Genomic DNA, 18,081 nt, shown 5'->3' with positions numbered 1-18,081 from the left:
GCACCGAACTCCACGACGCGTTCGTCTCCCTCGCCTGCAGTCTCATCTGCTGGAGACGCCTCAAGAAACACGATTCATGATCGTGTTACGAGCTCTTAGGAACTTGCCCCTTACGGAGGCGTACCACCTGTTCTTGTGCTTTGTCATCCGACGTCTTGGCGACCGCCGCACGCACTGCCTCCGACTGCCGGATCCGCGAAGGCAGACGGTCCAACATCCCGTCCTGCTGGACTTGCCTTCGCCGCTCCTCCTGTGTCATCCCCTGGGTGGGTACCAGCGGCTTTGACGTACGAGCCAAGCCCGCCCACCCAGCCGACGAGACGACAGCCTTCGCGGCCTCGGATAACTCCGCTGCGACACTCGGGGCAACTCCACTACCCAGCAGGGAAAGCGTCACCAACCCTACTACTGTCAAACGAGTTCTACGCATGCGCCATCGCATCAATAGCCCCTCCCCAGGAAACGGGCACCTCCCAGCGCCCAGCAGGCCATCATGACAGCCAAGATCCTCTAGAAGCCAGGGAATTAGGACAGGATGGCAAGTTTTCGATGTGCCAAGATCGGGCCTTCAGTGCCCAAAGGAGCATCGAAATACCTATCCGACATGGGGGCAGCCTTCTACGGCTACGCCCGCCGGGGTTGAAAGACTCAACGGTGGCGGTGAGACCGAAAACGGGATGTCCGCTTCCATCGGGAGCGCCAAGGTCCCAGATTAACGCCGCTGCAGGGAAAGGCAGTTCATTCGCCGACGCCCCTTGCGCCAGGCGTCGGCGAAAGGCATGGGGAGTGACTATGCCGGCACATCCGCCTCCGGTGCTGGACCCGCCAGAAGAGGAGTCGGCATGGTTGGTTGGAGGCACGGCGTCCAGGGGAGTTCGGTGTGCTCCGCCGTGTCAAGTCCCGGCCCCGTCTCGCACCACGATGGGTCTATGGAGCTCCGCCACCGTTCTGCTTGAAGGCTGCGTAGGCCTGGCCGATCGCATGGAGCTTCCCGGTGAACAGCGCACCGAGGAAAGCGCCGAGGCCGAACACGGCGAGAGCAAGGGGGGATGGCGGCCATCAGGCACTGCCTCCGCGTCCAGCAAGGCCCCGTATGCGGACTGGGCCTGCCGGGTGGCCCCGCTCAACGCCATCGCGCCTTGGGCACGTGCAGTGGCTTCCCGGTCCTCGACCAGGCCGCCGAGCTTGTCGGCGAACGCCGTCCGAAGCTTCTGGCCGTGCTCTTTTGGACGGCCCCTGTCACCCGCATCCCGGGGATTCCGGCCGCCGACTTCGAGCTGTCCGTCACGGCCGTCATGAGCGCCGAAGTCTTCTCATGGGCGGATGCGAGTGCCTCGGCACGCTGTCTCCCGACTGGGGCTCCCACTACGGCGGGGGACTCCCGACGCGGATCCACCGCCACCTCGCGGACGCCGTAGAGGCCGTCGAAGCTGCGCTGGAGACACGGCCAGTACCGCGCGAGCCCGTCTCGTAGGGCGGGATGGCGCCCCGTCCCGGGCCGTCCGCTCACGTACGGGCCCGGAAACGACTGAGCGCCCCACCTGGCCGAAACCGGGTGGGGCGCTCAGTAGCAGGTCAGAGGGGTTGACCCCCGCCTGCGAGCAGTAGGCCATGTCGGACTCGAACCGACAACCAACGGATTAAAAGTCCGCTGCTCTGCCAATTGAGCTAATGGCCCTCCGGGTGCTCACCCCAGAGCATAGCCGGACCGCGCCGGTCAGCCGATCGGGTATCGACCGACCGGCCTGTCGCCGTCAGTTCAGCGGCTTCGGGCGGGGTTTCCCGGCCGTCGGGCCGGCAAGGGTGAGCGGGCCCGAGGTGCTGAACTCGCCGCCCTGGCCGTCGGCCGGTACGGCGGTGAGCTTCCACTCGTAGTCGCCGGGGAAGAGCAGCGTCCCCACCGGGGCCTTCCCGTTCCACGAGGCCGAGATGGCGCCCCGCGCGTCGGTGCCGTGGGCGACGACCGTCGACCGGCCCGTCGCCTTGTTACGGATCGTCAGCTTCCAGGACGCCGCGGGCTTGGACAGCCACCACTTGCCCGTCCACGGCTGCTTCGCCACGGTCTTGAGGTCCACCACGCCGGCGGGCGGCTGGGAGTCGATCACCGACATCGGGGACGGGGCGACCCCCGTCGGCAGGATGTGGACGCGCTCGGCGTCGTCCACGTAGGCCACGTGACCGCCGAAGCGGTCGACCGTCCAGCCGGTGCGGCGGCCGGTGGACGCCCCCAGCTGAGCCTCGGTCACCAGGACGCGGGTGGGAAGACCGGCGCCGCCCGTGGGCAGGCCCGCGCTCAGGTCGTGCAGTTCGAGCCCCTTGCCCTCGGGGTGGCGCACCAGCTGGTTGTCGCCGAGCAGCACCGTCCCGGCCGGTGCGGGCGCGGTACGGCCGGAGACCTGGTCGTAGAGACCGCTGACGGCCGGCTTGCCCCAGTCGGACGGGCAGGCCCAGTACACCCAGCGGCCGACGGCCTGGATCTCGGAGGGCACGCAGTCGCCCTGGGTCTTGAACACCGGCTGCGCGGCGCCGCCGGGCAGCGTCTGCCGGGTGACCGTGCCGTCCGTCGCCGAGCCGCTCCACAGCGTGGAACCCCACACCGCGGCCGCGACCCGGGAGCGGTTGATCAGCGTGGCGCCGGAGTCGGGCTCCTTGAACTCCACGATCTGCTGCTTGCCGGAGCTCGCGCCGTCGACCACGCCGAAGCGGCCCGACAGGTCGGCGAGGCGCGGCGAGGAGTCGCCCGTGGTGACCCGGGGGCCCCAGTCTGCGGAGCCGCTGCGGTAGAGGACGGTGCCGCCCTGTTCCGTGGGCCGGCGGCGGCCGTGGTTGCCGTCGCCGGCGGAGAACATCTCCAGGCAACGCTTGCGGTCCCAGCCGCTGCAGTCGGCGTCGCTGCCGCTGACGAGACGGTCCACCGTCACCGACAGGGCCCTCGGGCTGCCGCCCGCGCCGAGGCGGGTGGTGCGGAAGGCCCCGATGACGTCGGCGGGCAGGTAGTTGGTGCTGTTGTCCGCGGTGTTGAGGATGCCGCTGCCGAGCGCCAGGCCGTAGACCGAGGCCGTGACGGGCGCGATCTTCGCGACGCGCTTGACCTCGATCGCCTCGGCCCCGTCGCCCTTGCCCGCCGCCCGGACGATCCGCTGGACGGCCCAGTCGATGTCCCCGTGGGCGAGTTCCGAGGTCGTACCCACGGTCAGCACCGAGCCGTCGGGGGCGGTGACCAGCTGCGCCCGCGCCGACGGCAGGGCCACCCGCACCACACCGTCCGGGGTGAAGCCGAAGAGCAGGGAGCCGATGTGATCGTTGCCGGCGCCGCCCGCGTACGAGTCCATGCCCAGCAGCGTGTCCTTGCCGAGCCGGGCGTACTCGGCCTGGCCCAGGACCGAGGTGTCGACCGTACGGGTCGGCCCGGCCTCGGGGTGGGCGCGGTCCAGCAGTTCCATCTGCCGCCGGCCCTCGCGGACCCGGATCAGGCCCTGCGGTGCGAGCCGGAAGTCGGAGACCTCCCACGGGTCGTCCGGGAAGGGCCGGTCGGGCAGCGCCTTGGCCAGGCCGGTTCCCAGGTCGACCAGGGCCCAGCGGGGCGAGGAGTCCGCGGGCTCCGGAAGCGTGTAGCGGACGACGAGGGACGTGGCGTCGCCGTCGGTCACCCCGGCGAGCTGCGCCCCGGCGGGGAATCCGGTCACCTGCGTGTCCGTCACGGCCCCGCCCGCTCCGCCCGCTCCGCCCGCCTTCAGCAGGTGGTAGCCGGTGGGCGTGGAGCGCTCGCCCGTGACGGTGACGACGGTGTCGCCGAAGGTGCCGACGTAGGTCCGGCCCTCCGGGATCGCGAGGTCGGCCACCGGCTCGCCGGCGGCCTTCTGCAGGGTCACGTGCGGGGCGGGGGCGGCGGAGTACAGGGCCACCGTGTCGGACCCGGCGCCGTAGTGGCCGGGTTCGAAGCTGAAGGGCGGCGACTCGAAGTAGCCGGAGTCGACGTTGTAGACCGGCTTGGAGTCGAGGCGCGTGGCCAGCGGCGTCTGCGCGCCGGTCGCGTAGTCGATCCACAGGAGCCGGTCGTCGCCCTCCTGGGCGAGGAGCAGGCCCGTCTCCCCCGCCTTGAGGATGCGCGTGGCGCGCGGGACGCGGCGCTGCGCCGCGGGCAGGACGAGCTCGCCCGCACCCGCGGTGGCCGCGGTGCCCGCGGCCGGGGCGGCCGACGCCGACCCCGCCGGAAGGGTGAGCGTCCCTGCGGCCACGGCGGTGGAGACCGCCAGCAGTGCGACGGTCCTCGCGGATCTCTTGCGCGTACGAATCATGGAAATGTCCCTCCCCTGGACCGGCAGTCCCCTACTGCCGTGAAGATCGTATCGGCGGGCGTCCGCGCCTCGGGAACGAGAAAGGGCCCGTACGACACCGGGTGTCGTACGGGCCCTTCTCAGGGGTTCAGCTCAGCTGTGGTCAGCCGTTGCGCTTCCAGCGCGGCTTGTCGTCGCGGCGGCCGCCGAAGCCGCCGGTGGAGCCGGAGCCGGAGCCGGACGGACGGTGGTCGTCGCGGCGGCCGTAGGGACGGTCGCCGGCGCCGCCGGAGCGGAAGCCACCGGAGGGACGGTCGTCACGACGGTCGCGGTTGAACGGACGGTCGCCGCCGGAGCGGAAGCCGCCGGAGGGGCGGTCGTCACGGTTGTACGTGCCGTTGCCCGTGGCCGGGCGGTCGCCGCCGGAGCGGAAGCCACCGGACGGACGGTCGTCGCGGCGGAAGCCGCCACGGTCGCCACCACGGTCGTCGCGGTTGAAGCCGCCCGAGGGACGGTCGTCGCGGCGGAAGCCGCCACCGGCCGGACGGTCGCCACCGGAGCGGAAGCCACCCGACGGACGGTCGCCACCGGAGCGGAAGCCACCACGGTCGCCACGGTCGCCACCACGGTCATCGCGGTTGAAGCCACCGGACGGACGGTCGTCGCGACGGAAGCCACCACCGGCCGGACGGTCGCCACCGGAGCGGAAGCCACCCGACGGACGGTCGCCACCGGAGCGGAAGCCACCACGGTCGTCACGGTTGAAGCCACCGGACGGACGGCCGCCGCGGTCGCCGCGGTCGTCACGGCGGAAGCCGCCACGGTCGCCACCGCGGTCACCGCGGTTGTCGCGACGCTCGAAGTTGCCGCGGTCGTCGCGCTGGGCGCGCTGCTCCTCGCGACGCTCCTGCGCGGCCAGCTCGGCGGCAGCGGCGGCGGCAGCAGCCGCGACCTCGGCCTCGGCGGCCTCGGCCACCTCGGCGACAGCGGCCTCCGGGTCCTCGCCGCGCTCACGGGCGGAGCGGGCGACCAGGCGGTCGGCCTCCTCGCGGAGCTCGACGGCACGGCGCGACAGGCGCTCCAGCTGCTTGGTGAGCTCGGCGACCTCGCGCTCGGCCTGCTTGGCGGCGTTGTTCGCGGAGTCGGCCTGGACCTCGGTCAGCGAACGGGCACCGGTGATCTCGGCGACCTCCGGCTCGAAGGCGCCGGCGCCCTGGACGATGTGGCGCGAGGCGTCGACGCCCGCGTCCTCCATCAGGCGGAAGATCTGGCGGCGCTGGTGCGGCAGGGCGAGGGAGACCACGACACCCGACTTGCCGGCACGGGCGGTACGGCCCGAGCGGTGCAGGTAGTCCTTGTGGTCGCCGGCCGGGTCCACGTTGAGGACCAGGTCGATGCCGTCGACGTGGATGCCGCGGGCGGCGACGTCGGTGGCGACGAGCGCGTTGACGTAGCCGTCCTTGAAGTCGGCGAGGACGCGGGTACGGGCACCCTGCGTCATGCCGCCGTGCAGCGCGTCGGCCTTCACGCCGGCCTCGACGAGCTGCTCGGCGATGCGGTCGGCGCCCAGCTGGGTGCGGACGAAGATGATGGTGCGGCCCTTGCGGGCGGCGATGGCGGCCGTGACCGGCGCCTTGTCCTTCGGCTTCACGACGAGGACGTGGTGCGTCATGGTCGTGACGTTGCCCTGCGCGCTGTCGACCTCGTGCGTGACGGGGTTGGACAGGTAGCGCTTGACCAGGGTGCCGATCTCGTTCTCCATGGTGGCGGAGAAGAGCATGCGCTGGCCGCCGCCGGGGATCTGGTCGAGCAGCTCGGTGACCTCGGGCAGGAAGCCCAGGTCGGCCATCTGGTCGGCCTCGTCGAGGACCGCGACCTGGACGTTCTCCAGGGAGCAGGCGCCACGGTTGATGATGTCGCGCAGACGGCCCGGGGTGGCGACGAGGACGTCGACACCGCGCTCCAGAGCGTAGATCTGGTTGCTCATGGAGGTACCGCCGCAGACGACCTTCATCTTCAGGCCGAGCACGTCGCCGTAGGGCTGGAGGGCGTCCGCGACCTGCATCGCGAGCTCACGGGTCGGCGTGAGGATGATCGCGCGGGGCTTCTTCTTCTCGGTGTGCCCGCCGGCCAGGGAGGCCAGGGTCGGCAGACCGAAGGAGAGGGTCTTGCCGGAGCCGGTGCGGCCACGGCCGAGGATGTCCTTGCCGGCCAGGGCGTCCGGGATGGTCGCGGCCTGGATCGGGAAGGGGGCGGTGACGCCGTTCTGGGCGAGCTTGCGCACGATGCCCTCGGGCAGACCGAGGTCTCCGAAGGTGATCGAGGGCTCGGCGTCGGCGTCGTCGTCACCGTCGAAGTCGGTGTCGGAGTCGATGGAGTCCTCGACGGACTCACCGTTCGTCACGTCGGCCTCAAGGGCCTCGATGATCTCGTCGGCCTCTGCGGCCTCGATGGCCTCGGTGACCACAAGGGCCTCGGCGTCGACGATCTCGTTGGAGTCGTTCTCGGGCATGACGGAACGGTCAGAACTGGAAATGGACATGCGAAATGCGAAACCTTCCGGAGTCTCGGCACGCGCCCAAACTCCGTGAATCGCAAATCGACCGCCTCAATGCGGTCAGCCACGGCTAGGGAGAGTACGCGCCACACGGCGCTCTTCGGATTCGGCGCCGGGCAATGGGATCAAACGATCTATAACCATACGCACCCTCCCCGGGGTCTGGCAAGTCGCTTCGGTCGAAACGCCTCTGACCTGCGAAGACGCCCTTTCCCGGTGCAGCCCGCCAGACCCCGGAACCCGCGACGGGCCCTACGGCTGCGGCGCCGGCTGGGTCGTGGGCTCGGGCTGCGGACTCGACGACTGCGGCGTGGGTTCCGTCACAGGGGGAATCGTGGCCGGCGCACTCGGGGTCGGGCTGGCCGGCTGCTGCCCACCCCCGGAACCGCCCGGTCCGCCCGATCCGCCGGAGGCCCCGGAGCCACCCGATCCGGAGGAGCCGCCCGGACTGCCCGCCGGGGGTTCCTGCGGACCCTGCCCGCCCGCGCCGCCGCCCGGCCCCGCCGACGGCGCGGGGACGCCCGGCTGGCCGCTCGGCGCACCCGGGCTGGGCGAGGCGCCGGTCGCGCCGGAGGCCTTGCCGTCCTCCTTGGACTTGCCGTCCCGGCTCCCGGTGCCGTCCTTCGCGCCGTGCCCGTTGCCGTGCACCCCGGAGCCGCGCCCGGAGACGGACCCGCCCGCCTCGGCGCCGCCCCGGCGGTCCGCCGAGGAAGAGGGACCGGGCTTCGCCGCGTCCGCGCCGACGCTCATGCAGCCGGCCGTCGCCGCGACCGCGAGCGCGGTGACGGCCAGTCGGAGGGAAGCGGACAACTGGCGCACGGTGGCACCTCCGGAGCCTGAGGGTGAGAGTCCGCATGAGCGGGTCAATGTGCCCAACTCCCTTTGACCCGCAAGGGACACGCCCTCGGCGCCCTCAGCCGAACAGTTGCTCCGCCACCTGCGACCCGAGGCGCACCGCGCCGAGCCCGACCACCACCGACATCACCACGTTCGCCGCCGCCAGGAACCCCCGGCCGCGCTCGGCCAGCCGCAGCGTCTCGTACGAGAACGTCGAGTACGTGCTCAGCGCCCCGCACAGCCCGGTCCCCAGCAGCAGCTGCAGCCGCGCGGAGGAGGCTCCCGCGAGCAGCGCGCCGGTCAGGAACCCGAGCAGCAGACAGGCGGCCGCGTTGACCAGGAAGGTGCCCCACGGGAAGACGGAATCGTGGCGCGCCTGGACCGCACGGTCCGTCAGGTAGCGCAGCGGCGCCCCGACGACCGCGCCCACCACGACGAGCAGCCAGTTCACCGGGCGGCCCGGTGCGGCCGCCGCCCGCCGCCCGCACCGACCGCGAGCCGGGTCGCCGAGGCCGCCGCCCACACCGCGCCCAGGGCCGCGGCCACCGTGAGCCCGGCGTAGGCGAGCGCGGTGCCCGCCTCCCCTGCGTCGAGGAGCTGCGAGACGTCCACCGCGTAGGTGGAGAAGGTGGTGAAGCCGCCCAGCACGCCGACCCCGGCGAAGGGGCGCAGCAGCGGATGGGGCGCGGTCCGGCCGCCCTCGCTGATCAACACCATCAGTACGCCGATCAGCGCGCACCCGGACGTGTTGATCCAGAAGGTCGCCCACGGGAAGGCCCCCGCCCCCGCAGGCCACAGCAGGGAGATCCCGTACCGGGCCGTGGCCCCCACGGCCCCGCCCGCCGCCACCGCCACGAGCACCCGGCCCTGCGGTTCCCCGCGCTGCGCGGGGACGTGCAGGTCGACGTCCGGGTCGATCGCCTCGGGCCCGGGGTCCGGCCGGGTCACCCGTATCCCAGCGCGTGCAGCCGGTCGTCGTCGATCCCGAAGTGGTGGGCGATCTCGTGCACCACGGTGACCTCCGTCTCCGCGACCACGCTCTCCCGGTCCTCACACATCCGCAGCGTGGGGTTCCGGTAGATGGTGATCCGGTCCGGCAGCACCCCGGCGTACCACTCGCCGCGGTCCGTCAGCGGAGTCCCCTCGTAGAGACCCAGCAGTTCGGGGTCGTCGGCGGGCGGTTCGTCCTCGACGAACACCGCCACGTTGTCCATCAGCCGCGTCAGCTCCGGCGGGATCCGGTCCAGCGCCTCTGCGACGAGCTCTTCGAACTCCTCGCGCGTCATCTCCAGCACCCGGTCATTGTCCCTCCGGTGGGGGCGCCTCCCGCGTGCGGGGGAGAAACCGTTTTGGCGATAGCTCCCCGGATCCCATATGCTTCTCACGTCCCCGACGCGCTGGAAAGCGCCCAGGCGGGCCTTTAGCCCTCATCGTCTAGTGGCCCAGGACGCCGCCCTTTCAAGGCGGTAGCACGGGTTCGAATCCCGTTGGGGGTACGCATTACCGTGTGCAAGACTTGGTCTCGCACACTGCAAGGTCCTGTGGAGCAGTTGGTTAGCTCGCCACCCTGTCAAGGTGGAGGTCGCGGGTTCAAGTCCCGTCAGGATCGCTGAAGCCGGAAACGGTTTCGTGGCTGGGTAGCTCAGTTGGTACGAGCGATCGCCTGAAAAGCGATAGGTCGCCGGTTCGACCCCGGCCCCAGCCACCATCGGAAGGCCCCGTCCATCGGACGGGGCCTTCCTGCGTTACTCGGCCTCACCCGTGGGGTTGGAGCGGCGGCGCCACTGCACCAGGCCGACGGCCGACGCGCCCGCCGCGACCAGCCCGAGCAGCGCCCAGTCCGGGACCGCGTCCGCCACGGATCCGACCCACTGCTCCACGGCGAACGAGTCGTCCACGTCCAGCAGGCCCGGCAGCGCGCTCGCCCCGTCGTAGACGAGGAACAGCGCGCCCAGGGTGATGAAGAACAGCCCGGACAGCAGCGAGGTGGTGTGCAGCTCGAAGCGGCCCACCGAGAGGGCCCGCCCGCGCAGCCAGCGCCGCCTGCCCAGCTCGAACCGCTCCCAGAGCAGGGCCAGCAGGAAGAGGGGCACGGCCATCCCCAGGGCGTAGACCGCCAGCAGCAGGCCGCCGTAGACGGGGCTGCCGCTGACCGCCGCGACCGTCAGGACGCTGCCGAGGATCGGGCCGGCGCAGAAGCCGGCCAGCCCGTAGACGGCGCCGAGCGCGTACACCGACAGGGCGGTGGTCGGCCGGATCCGGCCCGACAGCTCCGAGATCCGCTTCGAGGCGAAGCCCAGGCCCAGGATCTGTGCGAGCCCGAGCGCGATGATCAGCCAGCCGCCGGCGAGGACGAGCTGGTCGCGGTTGCTGTGGAAGAACCGCCCCGCGTACGAGCCGGCCGCCCCCAGCGGTACGAGCGTGCTCGCGAGGCCCGCGTAGAAGATCCCGGTGCGCGCCAGCAGCCGCGAGGTGGAGTCGATCGAGTACGCGAAGAAGGCCGGCAGGAGCAGCGCGCTGCACGGGCTGAGCAGCGCGAGCAGGCCGCCCAGCAGGGCGGCCAGGTATCCGATGTCGGTCACTGCTTCGCCGCCGCGGCCTTGGCCTCGGCGATGGCGGCCGTGAAGTTGCCGAGGGGCTGGGCGCCCGCGATCGGCTTGCCGTTGACCAGGAAGGACGGGGTGGACGTGACGCCGATGCGGTAGCCCTCCTCCTGGTCCTTCCGCAGGGCCGCCGCGGCCTGCTCGCCGGCCATGTCCGCCTTGAAGCGCTCCAGGTCGGGGACGCCGGCCTCGCGGGCCAGCTCCACGAGCCGCGGCGCGGCGAAGCCCTTCTCCTTCGCGCCGTCGGCGTACGCGGCCGAGTGGAAGGCGGTGAACCGGTCCTGCCGGCCGGCCGCCCAGGCGGCCTTGGCTGCGGCCTCGGAGTCGGCGCCGAAGATCGGGAAGTTGCGCCACTCGATGCGCAGGGTGCCGTCCTCGACGTACTTCTTCACCAGTTCGGGTTCGGTGTCCCGGGCGAACTTGCCGCAGTAGCCGCACTTGAAGTCGGAGTACTCGATCAGCACGACGGGCGCGTCGGCGCGGCCGACGGCGAGCTTGTCGCCGGCCTCGCGGCGGGCCAGCGCCTTGAGCTCGGCGGTCGGGTCGGTCCGGGGCGCGGCCGCGGCGGAGGAGCCGGCGGAGCTCTTCTCGGCGGGGGCGGTGGCCTGCCAGGAGACGAGGCCGAGGGTGATCGCGGCGACGGCGACCCCGGCGGCGTACAGGAGGGGCTTGCGGGAGGAGGAACGGGAGGAAGAGGAAGAAGAGGACATGCGGGTGCTCCAGTGCTGCGGGTGGTGAGGCGGACCGGTGGGGGAGCGGTCCCCCTAGACCCGCATCACGGACAGCTCCACCGGGCCGGGCGCCGGCCGGTCGGGACCGCGTACGAGGACCCGTACGGGCATCGCCGCGTACGGGCGCGCCCCCTCGGGCAGCGGCCGCGCGGGCGGTACGTGCGCGTGCTCGCCCCCGGCCCGGGCCGGGACGGCGGGGAGCCCGCCGTGATCGGCGGCCCCGGGCGCACAGGCCGGGCCACCGCCGCCGGAGAAGACGGCCGGGGCCGCGGCCGGATTCGGATCCCCGGACCGGACGGGCCCCGCGTCGGATGCCGGGGCCGGGGCGGAAGCCGGGACGGACGCCGGGGCGGAAGCGGAAGCCGCCGCCGGGCCGGCCGGGGCCGGAGCGGCCGCAGCCGGGAGCACCACCGCGAGAACGGCCACCAGCAGGCCTGCCCACACCGTCAGAGCGGCGCATGCCAATCGGTGCGGGCGGGACAAGGTGGGCTGCCTCTCATACGTACGGCTGACTGAGTCGTCCCGAAATCGTACGGGTCCGCCCGACAAATGCGTTCGCCACCCGGAGGGCCCAGGTGAGATCCTCGATCAGGTATGTCTACTTCCTTCGCCGCCCTGCAGACGCTTCTCGGTGAGATCTCCCTCCGTGACGCGCACCGCCTCGGCCGCCGCCTCGAAGGCGCCCGCCGTATCCGCAAGCCCGAGGCCAAGCAGGCCGTGCTCGACGAGATCGCCGCGGAGGCCGCGAAGGCCGCCGAGCGACTGGCCGGCCGTGCCTCGCGGATGCCGGAGGTCACGTATCCCGAGAACCTGCCCGTCAGCCAGAAGAAGGACGAGATCGCCGAGGCGATACGCGACCACCAGGTCGTGATCGTCGCCGGTGAGACCGGTTCCGGCAAGACCACGCAGATCCCCAAGATCTGCATGGAGCTGGGCCGTGGCGTCCGCGGCATGATCGGGCACACCCAGCCCCGCCGGATCGCGGCGCGCACCGTCGCGGAACGCATCGCCGAGGAGCTGAAGTCCGAGATCGGCCAGACCGTCGGCTGGAAGGTCCGGTTCACCGACCAGGTGGACCAGGACGCGACCTTCGTGAAGCTGATGACGGACGGCATCCTGCTCGCCGAGATCCAGACGGACCGCGAGCTGCGCGCCTACGACACGATCATCATCGACGAGGCCCACGAGCGGTCGCTCAACATCGACTTCCTGCTGGGCTACCTGGCCACGCTGCTGCCGAAGCGCCCCGACCTCAAGGTCGTCATCACCTCGGCGACCATCGACCCCGAGCGCTTCTCCCGGCACTTCGGCGAGGCGCCCATCGTCGAGGTCAGCGGGCGCACGTATCCCGTGGAGGTGCGCTACCGGCCCCTCCTCGAGGAGGACTCCGAGGACTCCGACCGCGACCAGATCACCGCGATCTGCGAGGCCGTGGACGAGCTCCAGTCCGAGGGCGCGGGCGACATCCTGGTCTTCCTCTCCGGCGAGCGCGAGATCCGCGACACCGCCGACGCCCTGAACAAACGGAACCTTCGTTTCACGGAGGTGCTCCCCCTCTACGCGCGCCTCTCGCACGCCGAGCAGCACCGCGTCTTCCAGCAGCACACCGGGCGCCGGATCGTCCTGGCCACCAACGTCGCCGAGACCTCCCTGACCGTCCCCGGCATCAAGTACGTGATCGACCCGGGCACCGCCCGGATCTCCCGCTACAGCCACCGCACCAAGGTCCAGCGGCTGCCGATCGAGCGGATCTCGCAGGCCAGCGCCAACCAGCGCAAGGGCCGCTGCGGCCGTACCTCCGACGGCATCTGCATCCGGCTGTACTCCGAGGACGACTTCGACGCCCGTCCGGAGTTCACCGACGCCGAGATCCTGCGCACGAACCTGGCCTCCGTCATCCTCCAGATGACCGCCGCCGGCCTCGGCGAGATCGAGAAGTTCCCCTTCATCGATCCGCCGGACCACCGCAACATCCGCGACGGCGTCCAGCTCCTCCAGGAGCTCGGGGCGCTCGACCCGGCGGAGAAGGACCCCAAGAAGCGGCTCACGCAGATGGGCCGCCAGCTGTCCCAGCTCCCGGTGGACCCCCGCCTCGCCCGCATGGTCATCGAGGCCGACAAGAACAACTGCGTCCGCGAGGTCATGGTCATCGCGGCGGCCCTGTCGATCCAGGACCCGCGCGAGCGGCCCTCGGACAAGCAGACCCAGGCCGACCAGAACCACGCCCGCTTCAAGGACGAGACCAGCGACTTCCTCTCGTACCTGAACATGTGGCGCTACGTCCGCGAGCAGCAGAAGGAGCGCGGTTCCTCCTCGTTCCGCCGGATGTGCAAGCAGGAGTACCTGAACTTCCTGCGGATCCGCGAGTGGCAGGACATCTACTCGCAGCTGCGCACGGTCGCCAAGACCATGGGCATCCACGTCAACGAGGCCGATGCCCCCGAGCAGGTCATCCACGTCTCGCTGCTGGCCGGTCTGCTGTCCCACATCGGTCTCAAGGACACCGACAAGAACGAGTACCTGGGGGCCCGGTCGGCGAAGTTCGCGATCTTCCCCGGCTCCTCGCTCTTCAAGAAGCAGCCGAAGTTCGTGATGTCGGCCGAGCTGGTGGAGACCTCGCGGCTGTGGGCCCGGGTGAACGCCAAGGTGGAGCCCGAGTGGGTGGAGCCGCTCGCCCAGCACCTGATCAAGCGCACGTACAGCGAGCCGCACTGGGAGAAGGACCAGGCGGCCGTGATGGCGTACGAGAAGGTCACGCTGTACGGCGTCCCGATCGTCGCCCAGCGGAAGATCAACTACGGCCGGATCGACCCCGAGGTCTCGCGCGAGCTGTTCATCCGCAACGCGCTGGTCGAGGGCGACTGGCGCACGCACCACAAGTTCTACGCCGACAACCGCAAGCTCCTCACCGAGGTGGAAGAGCTGGAGAACCGGGCGCGGCGCCGCGACATCGTGGTGGACGACGAGACCCTCTTCGACTTCTACGACCAGAAGATCCCGCCGCACGTGGTCTCCGGGGCGCACTTCGACTCCTGGTGGAAGCACAAGAAGCGCGAGGAGCCCGAACTCCTCGACTTCGAGCGGGAGATGCTGCTCACCGAGAAGGCGGCCGGGGTCACCAAGGCCGACTACCCGGACACCTGGCGGCAGGGGCAGCTGAAGTTCCGGGTGACCTACCAGTTCGAGCCGGGCGCGGACGCGGACGGCGTGACCGTCCACATCCCGCTGCAGGTGCTGAACCAGGTCACCGACGAGGGCTTCGACTGGCAGATCCCGGGCCTGCGCGAGGAGGTCGTCACCGAGCTGATCCGCTCGCTGCCGAAGCCGATCCGCCGGCACTACGTGCCCGCGCCGAACTTCGCGACCCGCTTCCTGGACACGGCCGTACCCCTGCAGGAGCCGCTGCCCGTCACACTGGCCCGTGAGCTCCAGCGGATGGTCGGGGTCCCGGTCTCCGCCGAGGACTTCGACCTCGGCCGGATCCCGGACCACCTGAAGATCACCTTCCGGATCATCGACGAGCGCCGCAAGAACCTCGCCGAGGACAAGGACCTGGAGGCGCTGCGGCTGAAGCTCAAGCCGAAGGCCCGCCAGGCCCTCTCCAAGGCCGCCGCAGCCACCGCCGAGCGGGCGGGCGGGGAGTCGCTGGAGCGCACCGGGCTGACCGACTGGACGATCGGCACGCTGACCAAGGTCTTCGAGACCCGGCGGGCCGGCCAGCCGGTGAAGGCCTACCCGGCGCTGGTCGACGAGGGCGCGACCGTGTCCGTACGGCTCTTCGACACCGAGGCCGAGCAGCAGCAGGCGATGTGGCTGGGCACCCGGCGCCTCATCCTGCTGAACATCCCGGTGAACCCGGCGAAGTTCGCCTCGGACCACCTGAGCAACCAGCAGAAGCTGGCCCTGTCCAGGAACCCGCACGGCTCCATCCAGGCCCTGTTCGACGACTGCGCGACCGCGGCGACGGACAAGCTGATCGCGGACCACGGCGGTCCCGCGTGGGACGAGGCGGGCTTCCGGAAGCTCTACGAGGCCGTCCGTGCCGACCTCGTGGACACGACCGTGCGCACGGTGAGCCAGGTGCAGCAGGTGCTGGCCGCCTGGCAGGCCTGTGAGCGCCGCCTGAAGGCCACCGGCAGCCTCGCCCTGGTCGCCAACATCCAGGACGTCAAGGCGCAGCTGGCGGCTCTCGTGCCGGCCGGCTTCGTCACGCTCACCGGGCTGCGCAGGCTGCCGGACCTGATGCGGTACCTGGTGGCGGCGGACCGGCGGCTCCAGCAGATGCCCACGGGCGTCCAGCGCGACACCACGCGCATGGAGAAGGTCCACGAGATGCAGGACGAGTACGCGTGGCTGCTGGAGCAGTTGCCGAAGGGACGGCCGGTGCCGACGACGGTCACGGACATCCGCTGGATGATCGAGGAGCTGCGGGTCAGTTACTTCGCGCACGCCCTCGGGACGGCGTACCCGATCTCCGACAAGCGGATCGTGAAGGCGGTGGACGCGGCGGCCCCGTGACCGGCCGGGTGACCGGCCGGATGCTCCGGTTCGACTGCACCCCCTGAGCTGCGGTACAGTCTGATTCGCAGCCGCCGAGCGGCCGCAAATCAAGGACCTGTGGAGCAGTTGGTTAGCTCGCCACCCTGTCAAGGTGGAGGTCGCGGGTTCAAGTCCCGTCAGGTTCGCAGAAACGTCAGGGCCCGCATCCCCCAGGGGATGCGGGCCCTGACGCGTTGGCGGGCCAACACCCGGCCGTCCGGGGGCGTTGGGGGCCGCCGAGGGCGCCCGCGGGCCACACGGGGCCCGTCCGGGCGGTACGGGGCCGTGGGCCGCCCCCGGCACCCGCTGTGGGCCCGGCCGGGGTCACCGCGGCCCGCCCGCGACGCGTCCGGGCCTCCGTCGGGCGCCGCCGGTGCGGTGGTCGCGCAGAATCCCCCGTTCGCATGACGCGCTCCGCGACGCACGTCCCCTTTACGGGGTGCATAACCGGATATACAAGAGTGATCATCTGTGATGGGAGTCACCGCATGAGTTTTTGAGACTCCTACTTTTATCGCATCCCTACGCCTGCTCGATTTAATATGTGCAATGGCACCCACCTCGCAGGGGTCCGCGCGCGCATCCGGAACCGCCCTGACCTGGGCATAAAAAAGATCGCGCTGGACCCGGCGGAGTCCAGCGCGATCGAACGACTGGAACCTGTTGGGGCAGGTTCCGTCGCATGAAGCCATGTGGGTTTCATCGGATTGGGGGACCCGATATAGACCCGTTAAAGCGGGGTGTTTACGCGACCTCAGGCCTCGCTGCGCTGCTGCGGAATTCCCGCGAGCAGTGCGCGAACCTCGGCCTCGCGGTATCGGCGGTGTCCACCCAGGGTGCGGATGGACGTGAGCTTGCCAGCCTTGGCCCAGCGGGTGACCGTCTTCGGGTCCACGCGGAACATCGTGGCAACCTCAGCCGGGGTCAGCAGCGGCTCGGCATCAGGGGTGCGAGCGGTCATGAGCGGCCTCCTCGGGAGAACCGAACCATCTCGGTTCTTTCCTCTAAATTCTGCACCTTGGCCCGCGTTGCCCGAAATGGACATACGCGGGCCGAGTCGGTTATAGGACGAACGGCTTGTCCTCGGCACTACAACTACACCATCCGTCCAGCCTCGACGGCCAAACCGACGGAATTGCCCTCCGAGGTGTTCATCAGCGGCGGAAGCCGATGGACCGTCCCATAACGGACAGTCACCCCACTGTGACGATCAGTCACAGAGTGATCAGGAGCCGTCAGACCCCCCGTAGAGCGCAATGCCGAGCATTCCGCCCTTAGTTGGGCGGAAGGAACCCTCCCCGGACTCCTTGTCCTATTTTGGCACGAGGGTAGGGGAAGGGCGCAAGGGTGTAGTTAGTGCGGTCCGTCACGCTTGGGCCAATGGCCCGTATCGGGACGTAGGTCCTGGTACTACGTCCCAAATCTTACGATCAAGGCCCTGATCAGCCAGTATTGGCTGATCGACCGATACGCCACAGTACGTACGCGACCCTCGGGGAGGAAAAAAGCCACACAGGCCACTTTCGGCCTAATTCGCGAAAAGTCGCTCCCGGACCGCCCGCCACCGCTCCGCCAGCTCCCCGTAGGCCTCGGAAGCCCCCTCCATGTCGCCGGCCCGCAGGGCCGCGATCCCCGCCGCCAGATCCCCGGCCGACCGGTCGGCCGCCAGCCGGTCCGCCGGCAGCGCGTGCAGCAGCCCCCCGTAGTCCAGCTCGACCATCGACCTCGGGTGGAACTCCTCCAGCCAGCTCCCGACCTCCACCAGCCCCTCGGCGAGCATCCCGTACCCCTCCGCGTCGCGCAGGGTCCGCAGGGCCCGGGCGAGGCGCCGCCGGGCCTGCACCATCGGCGTCCGGTAGCGCAGCCGCTCGCCCGGGACGTACTCCCGCTCCTCGTCGGCCACCAGGACGAACCAGCGCAGCGGAATCTGCCACACGCCCGTCCGGATCCAGGGGCGCGCCTCCGGGTTCCGCTCGCGCCAGCGCTCGTACTCCTCGGCCGCCCGCCGGCGCGTCCCCGGCGGGAGCGCCGCGTCCAGCACCGGAAGGGGGAAGGACGCCACCAGTTCCTCGAGCGCCAGCCAGCCGCGGAGCCGGGTGCGCCACGGGCAGACCAGCAGCACCCCGTCCACTTCCGCCGTGAAGGCGTCCGCGCTCTCGTGCGCCGGCACCCCCACCACGGGGACCCGTACCAAGTCGGCGAGCGACCTGCGCAGTTCGTCCTGGGCGGTCGGGGTCACCCCGCGCCGGGCGTAGGCGGCCCAGTGCGTGCGCTCCGGCTCCGCGAAGGCGGCCAGGGGCTCGTAGACGCGCAGGTAGGAGGCGTACGGAACGGTCGGCGCCGAGCGCGCGGACGGCAGCAGGGGATCGGGGGATTCGCTCACGCTCTCGTACTCCCCCCTTTGAGGGTCCGGTTCACCTCCGGGGCGCTCCCGGCCGGGCGCGGGGGGCCTCGTACTCCGAGTGTGTTCCGATCCCCGGACAGGACGCCTACGCGGGGCCCGCAGGTCTTACTCTGCTCCCAGCACGCCCTCCCCC

General features: G+C 70.9%; 12 protein-coding genes and 5 tRNA genes. 5 read left to right on the top strand and 12 right to left on the bottom strand.

All coding sequences use genetic code 11. From position 1 onward, the window contains the following. Window positions 1-1,605 precede the first annotated feature (1,605 nt). The 7 genes from ACIPYQ_RS19715 to ACIPYQ_RS19685 form a co-directional block, all read right to left on the bottom strand. Window positions 1,606-1,678 (bottom strand) — tRNA-Lys (locus ACIPYQ_RS19715). A 76-nt stretch (window positions 1,679-1,754) separates the two neighbouring features. Beyond that, window positions 1,755-4,298 (bottom strand): ATP/GTP-binding protein, encoded by a 2,544-nt coding sequence (locus ACIPYQ_RS19710; RefSeq protein WP_401252705.1) that lies wholly within the window; start codon window positions 4,296-4,298, stop codon window positions 1,755-1,757. Window positions 4,299-4,440: 142 nt separating this feature from the next. Beyond that, window positions 4,441-6,819 carry a DEAD/DEAH box helicase gene (locus ACIPYQ_RS19705; protein WP_401252702.1) on the bottom strand — a complete coding sequence of 793 codons (2,379 nt, stop codon included), beginning with the start codon at window positions 6,817-6,819 and terminating at the stop codon, window positions 4,441-4,443. A gap of 267 nt (window positions 6,820-7,086) precedes the next feature. Then, the gene (locus tag ACIPYQ_RS19700; protein WP_401252699.1) at window positions 7,087-7,653 is read right to left on the bottom strand and encodes a hypothetical protein; all 567 of its coding nucleotides are present in this window, start codon (window positions 7,651-7,653) and stop codon (window positions 7,087-7,089) included. Between the two features lie 94 nt (window positions 7,654-7,747). Further along, window positions 7,748-8,122 carry a fluoride efflux transporter CrcB gene (gene crcB, locus ACIPYQ_RS19695; RefSeq protein ID WP_401252696.1) on the bottom strand — a complete coding sequence of 125 codons (375 nt, stop codon included), beginning with the start codon at window positions 8,120-8,122 and terminating at the stop codon, window positions 7,748-7,750. Next, window positions 8,119-8,619 (bottom strand): CrcB family protein, encoded by a 501-nt coding sequence (locus ACIPYQ_RS19690; protein WP_401252693.1) that lies wholly within the window; start codon window positions 8,617-8,619, stop codon window positions 8,119-8,121. Before ACIPYQ_RS19690 ends, crcB begins: the two co-directional genes overlap by 4 nt. After that, window positions 8,616-8,966 carry a metallopeptidase family protein gene (locus tag ACIPYQ_RS19685; protein ID WP_030726307.1) on the bottom strand — a complete coding sequence of 117 codons (351 nt, stop codon included), beginning with the start codon at window positions 8,964-8,966 and terminating at the stop codon, window positions 8,616-8,618. The genes ACIPYQ_RS19690 and ACIPYQ_RS19685 overlap by 4 nt, the downstream gene beginning before the upstream one ends. A 128-nt stretch (window positions 8,967-9,094) precedes the next feature. Between ACIPYQ_RS19685 and ACIPYQ_RS19680 the strand changes: the two genes are divergently transcribed. The 3 genes from ACIPYQ_RS19680 to ACIPYQ_RS19670 all read left to right on the top strand — a co-directional run bounded on the left by ACIPYQ_RS19680 (window position 9,095) and on the right by ACIPYQ_RS19670 (window position 9,379). Continuing rightward, window positions 9,095-9,167 (top strand) — tRNA-Glu (locus ACIPYQ_RS19680). Window positions 9,168-9,206: 39 nt separating this feature from the next. After that, window positions 9,207-9,280, top strand: a tRNA-Asp gene (locus ACIPYQ_RS19675). A 22-nt stretch (window positions 9,281-9,302) separates the two neighbouring features. Further along, window positions 9,303-9,379: transfer RNA gene (locus ACIPYQ_RS19670), tRNA-Phe, on the top strand. 37 nt (window positions 9,380-9,416) lie between these two features. On the opposite strand, the gene ACIPYQ_RS19665 is transcribed toward ACIPYQ_RS19670, so the two are convergent. The 3 genes from ACIPYQ_RS19665 to ACIPYQ_RS19655 are packed head-to-tail and all read right to left on the bottom strand — an operon-like array spanning window position 9,417 to window position 11,449. Continuing rightward, window positions 9,417-10,253: a cytochrome c biogenesis CcdA family protein gene (locus tag ACIPYQ_RS19665; protein ID WP_401252689.1), complete on the bottom strand. Its 837-nt coding sequence runs from the start codon at window positions 10,251-10,253 to the stop codon at window positions 9,417-9,419. Next, complete coding sequence (locus tag ACIPYQ_RS19660) at window positions 10,250-10,984, bottom strand: DsbA family protein (protein ID WP_401252686.1); 735 nt, start codon at window positions 10,982-10,984, stop codon at window positions 10,250-10,252. The genes ACIPYQ_RS19665 and ACIPYQ_RS19660 overlap by 4 nt, the downstream gene beginning before the upstream one ends. 54 nt (window positions 10,985-11,038) lie before the next feature. After that, window positions 11,039-11,449, bottom strand: coding sequence for a hypothetical protein (locus tag ACIPYQ_RS19655; protein ID WP_401252683.1), 411 nt, complete (start codon window positions 11,447-11,449; stop codon window positions 11,039-11,041). Between the two features lie 150 nt (window positions 11,450-11,599). On the opposite strand from ACIPYQ_RS19655, the gene hrpA reads away from it, so the two are divergent. Together hrpA and ACIPYQ_RS19645 are read left to right on the top strand one after the other, a co-directional pair. Then, window positions 11,600-15,523: an ATP-dependent RNA helicase HrpA gene (gene hrpA, locus ACIPYQ_RS19650; RefSeq protein ID WP_401252680.1), complete on the top strand. Its 3,924-nt coding sequence runs from the start codon at window positions 11,600-11,602 to the stop codon at window positions 15,521-15,523. 93 nt (window positions 15,524-15,616) lie between these two features. Then, window positions 15,617-15,690 (top strand) — tRNA-Asp (locus tag ACIPYQ_RS19645). Between the two features lie 608 nt (window positions 15,691-16,298). On the opposite strand, the gene bldC is transcribed toward ACIPYQ_RS19645, so the two are convergent. Both bldC and ACIPYQ_RS19635 read right to left on the bottom strand, forming a co-directional pair. Further along, entirely contained in the window at window positions 16,299-16,505 is a 207-nt protein-coding gene (gene bldC / locus ACIPYQ_RS19640) for a developmental transcriptional regulator BldC (protein ID WP_003949541.1), read from the bottom strand. A 567-nt stretch (window positions 16,506-17,072) separates the two neighbouring features. After that, the gene (locus tag ACIPYQ_RS19635) at window positions 17,073-17,927 is read right to left on the bottom strand and encodes a hypothetical protein (protein WP_361753508.1); all 855 of its coding nucleotides are present in this window, start codon (window positions 17,925-17,927) and stop codon (window positions 17,073-17,075) included. Between the last annotated feature and the right edge of the window lie 154 nt (window positions 17,928-18,081).

It is taken from the genome of Streptomyces sp. NPDC090045, assembly GCF_044747975.1.
Taxonomy (GTDB): domain Bacteria; phylum Actinomycetota; class Actinomycetes; order Streptomycetales; family Streptomycetaceae; genus Streptomyces.
Note: the sequence above shows the minus strand (reverse complement) of the source record. Positions and strands in the feature narration are given on the sequence as shown.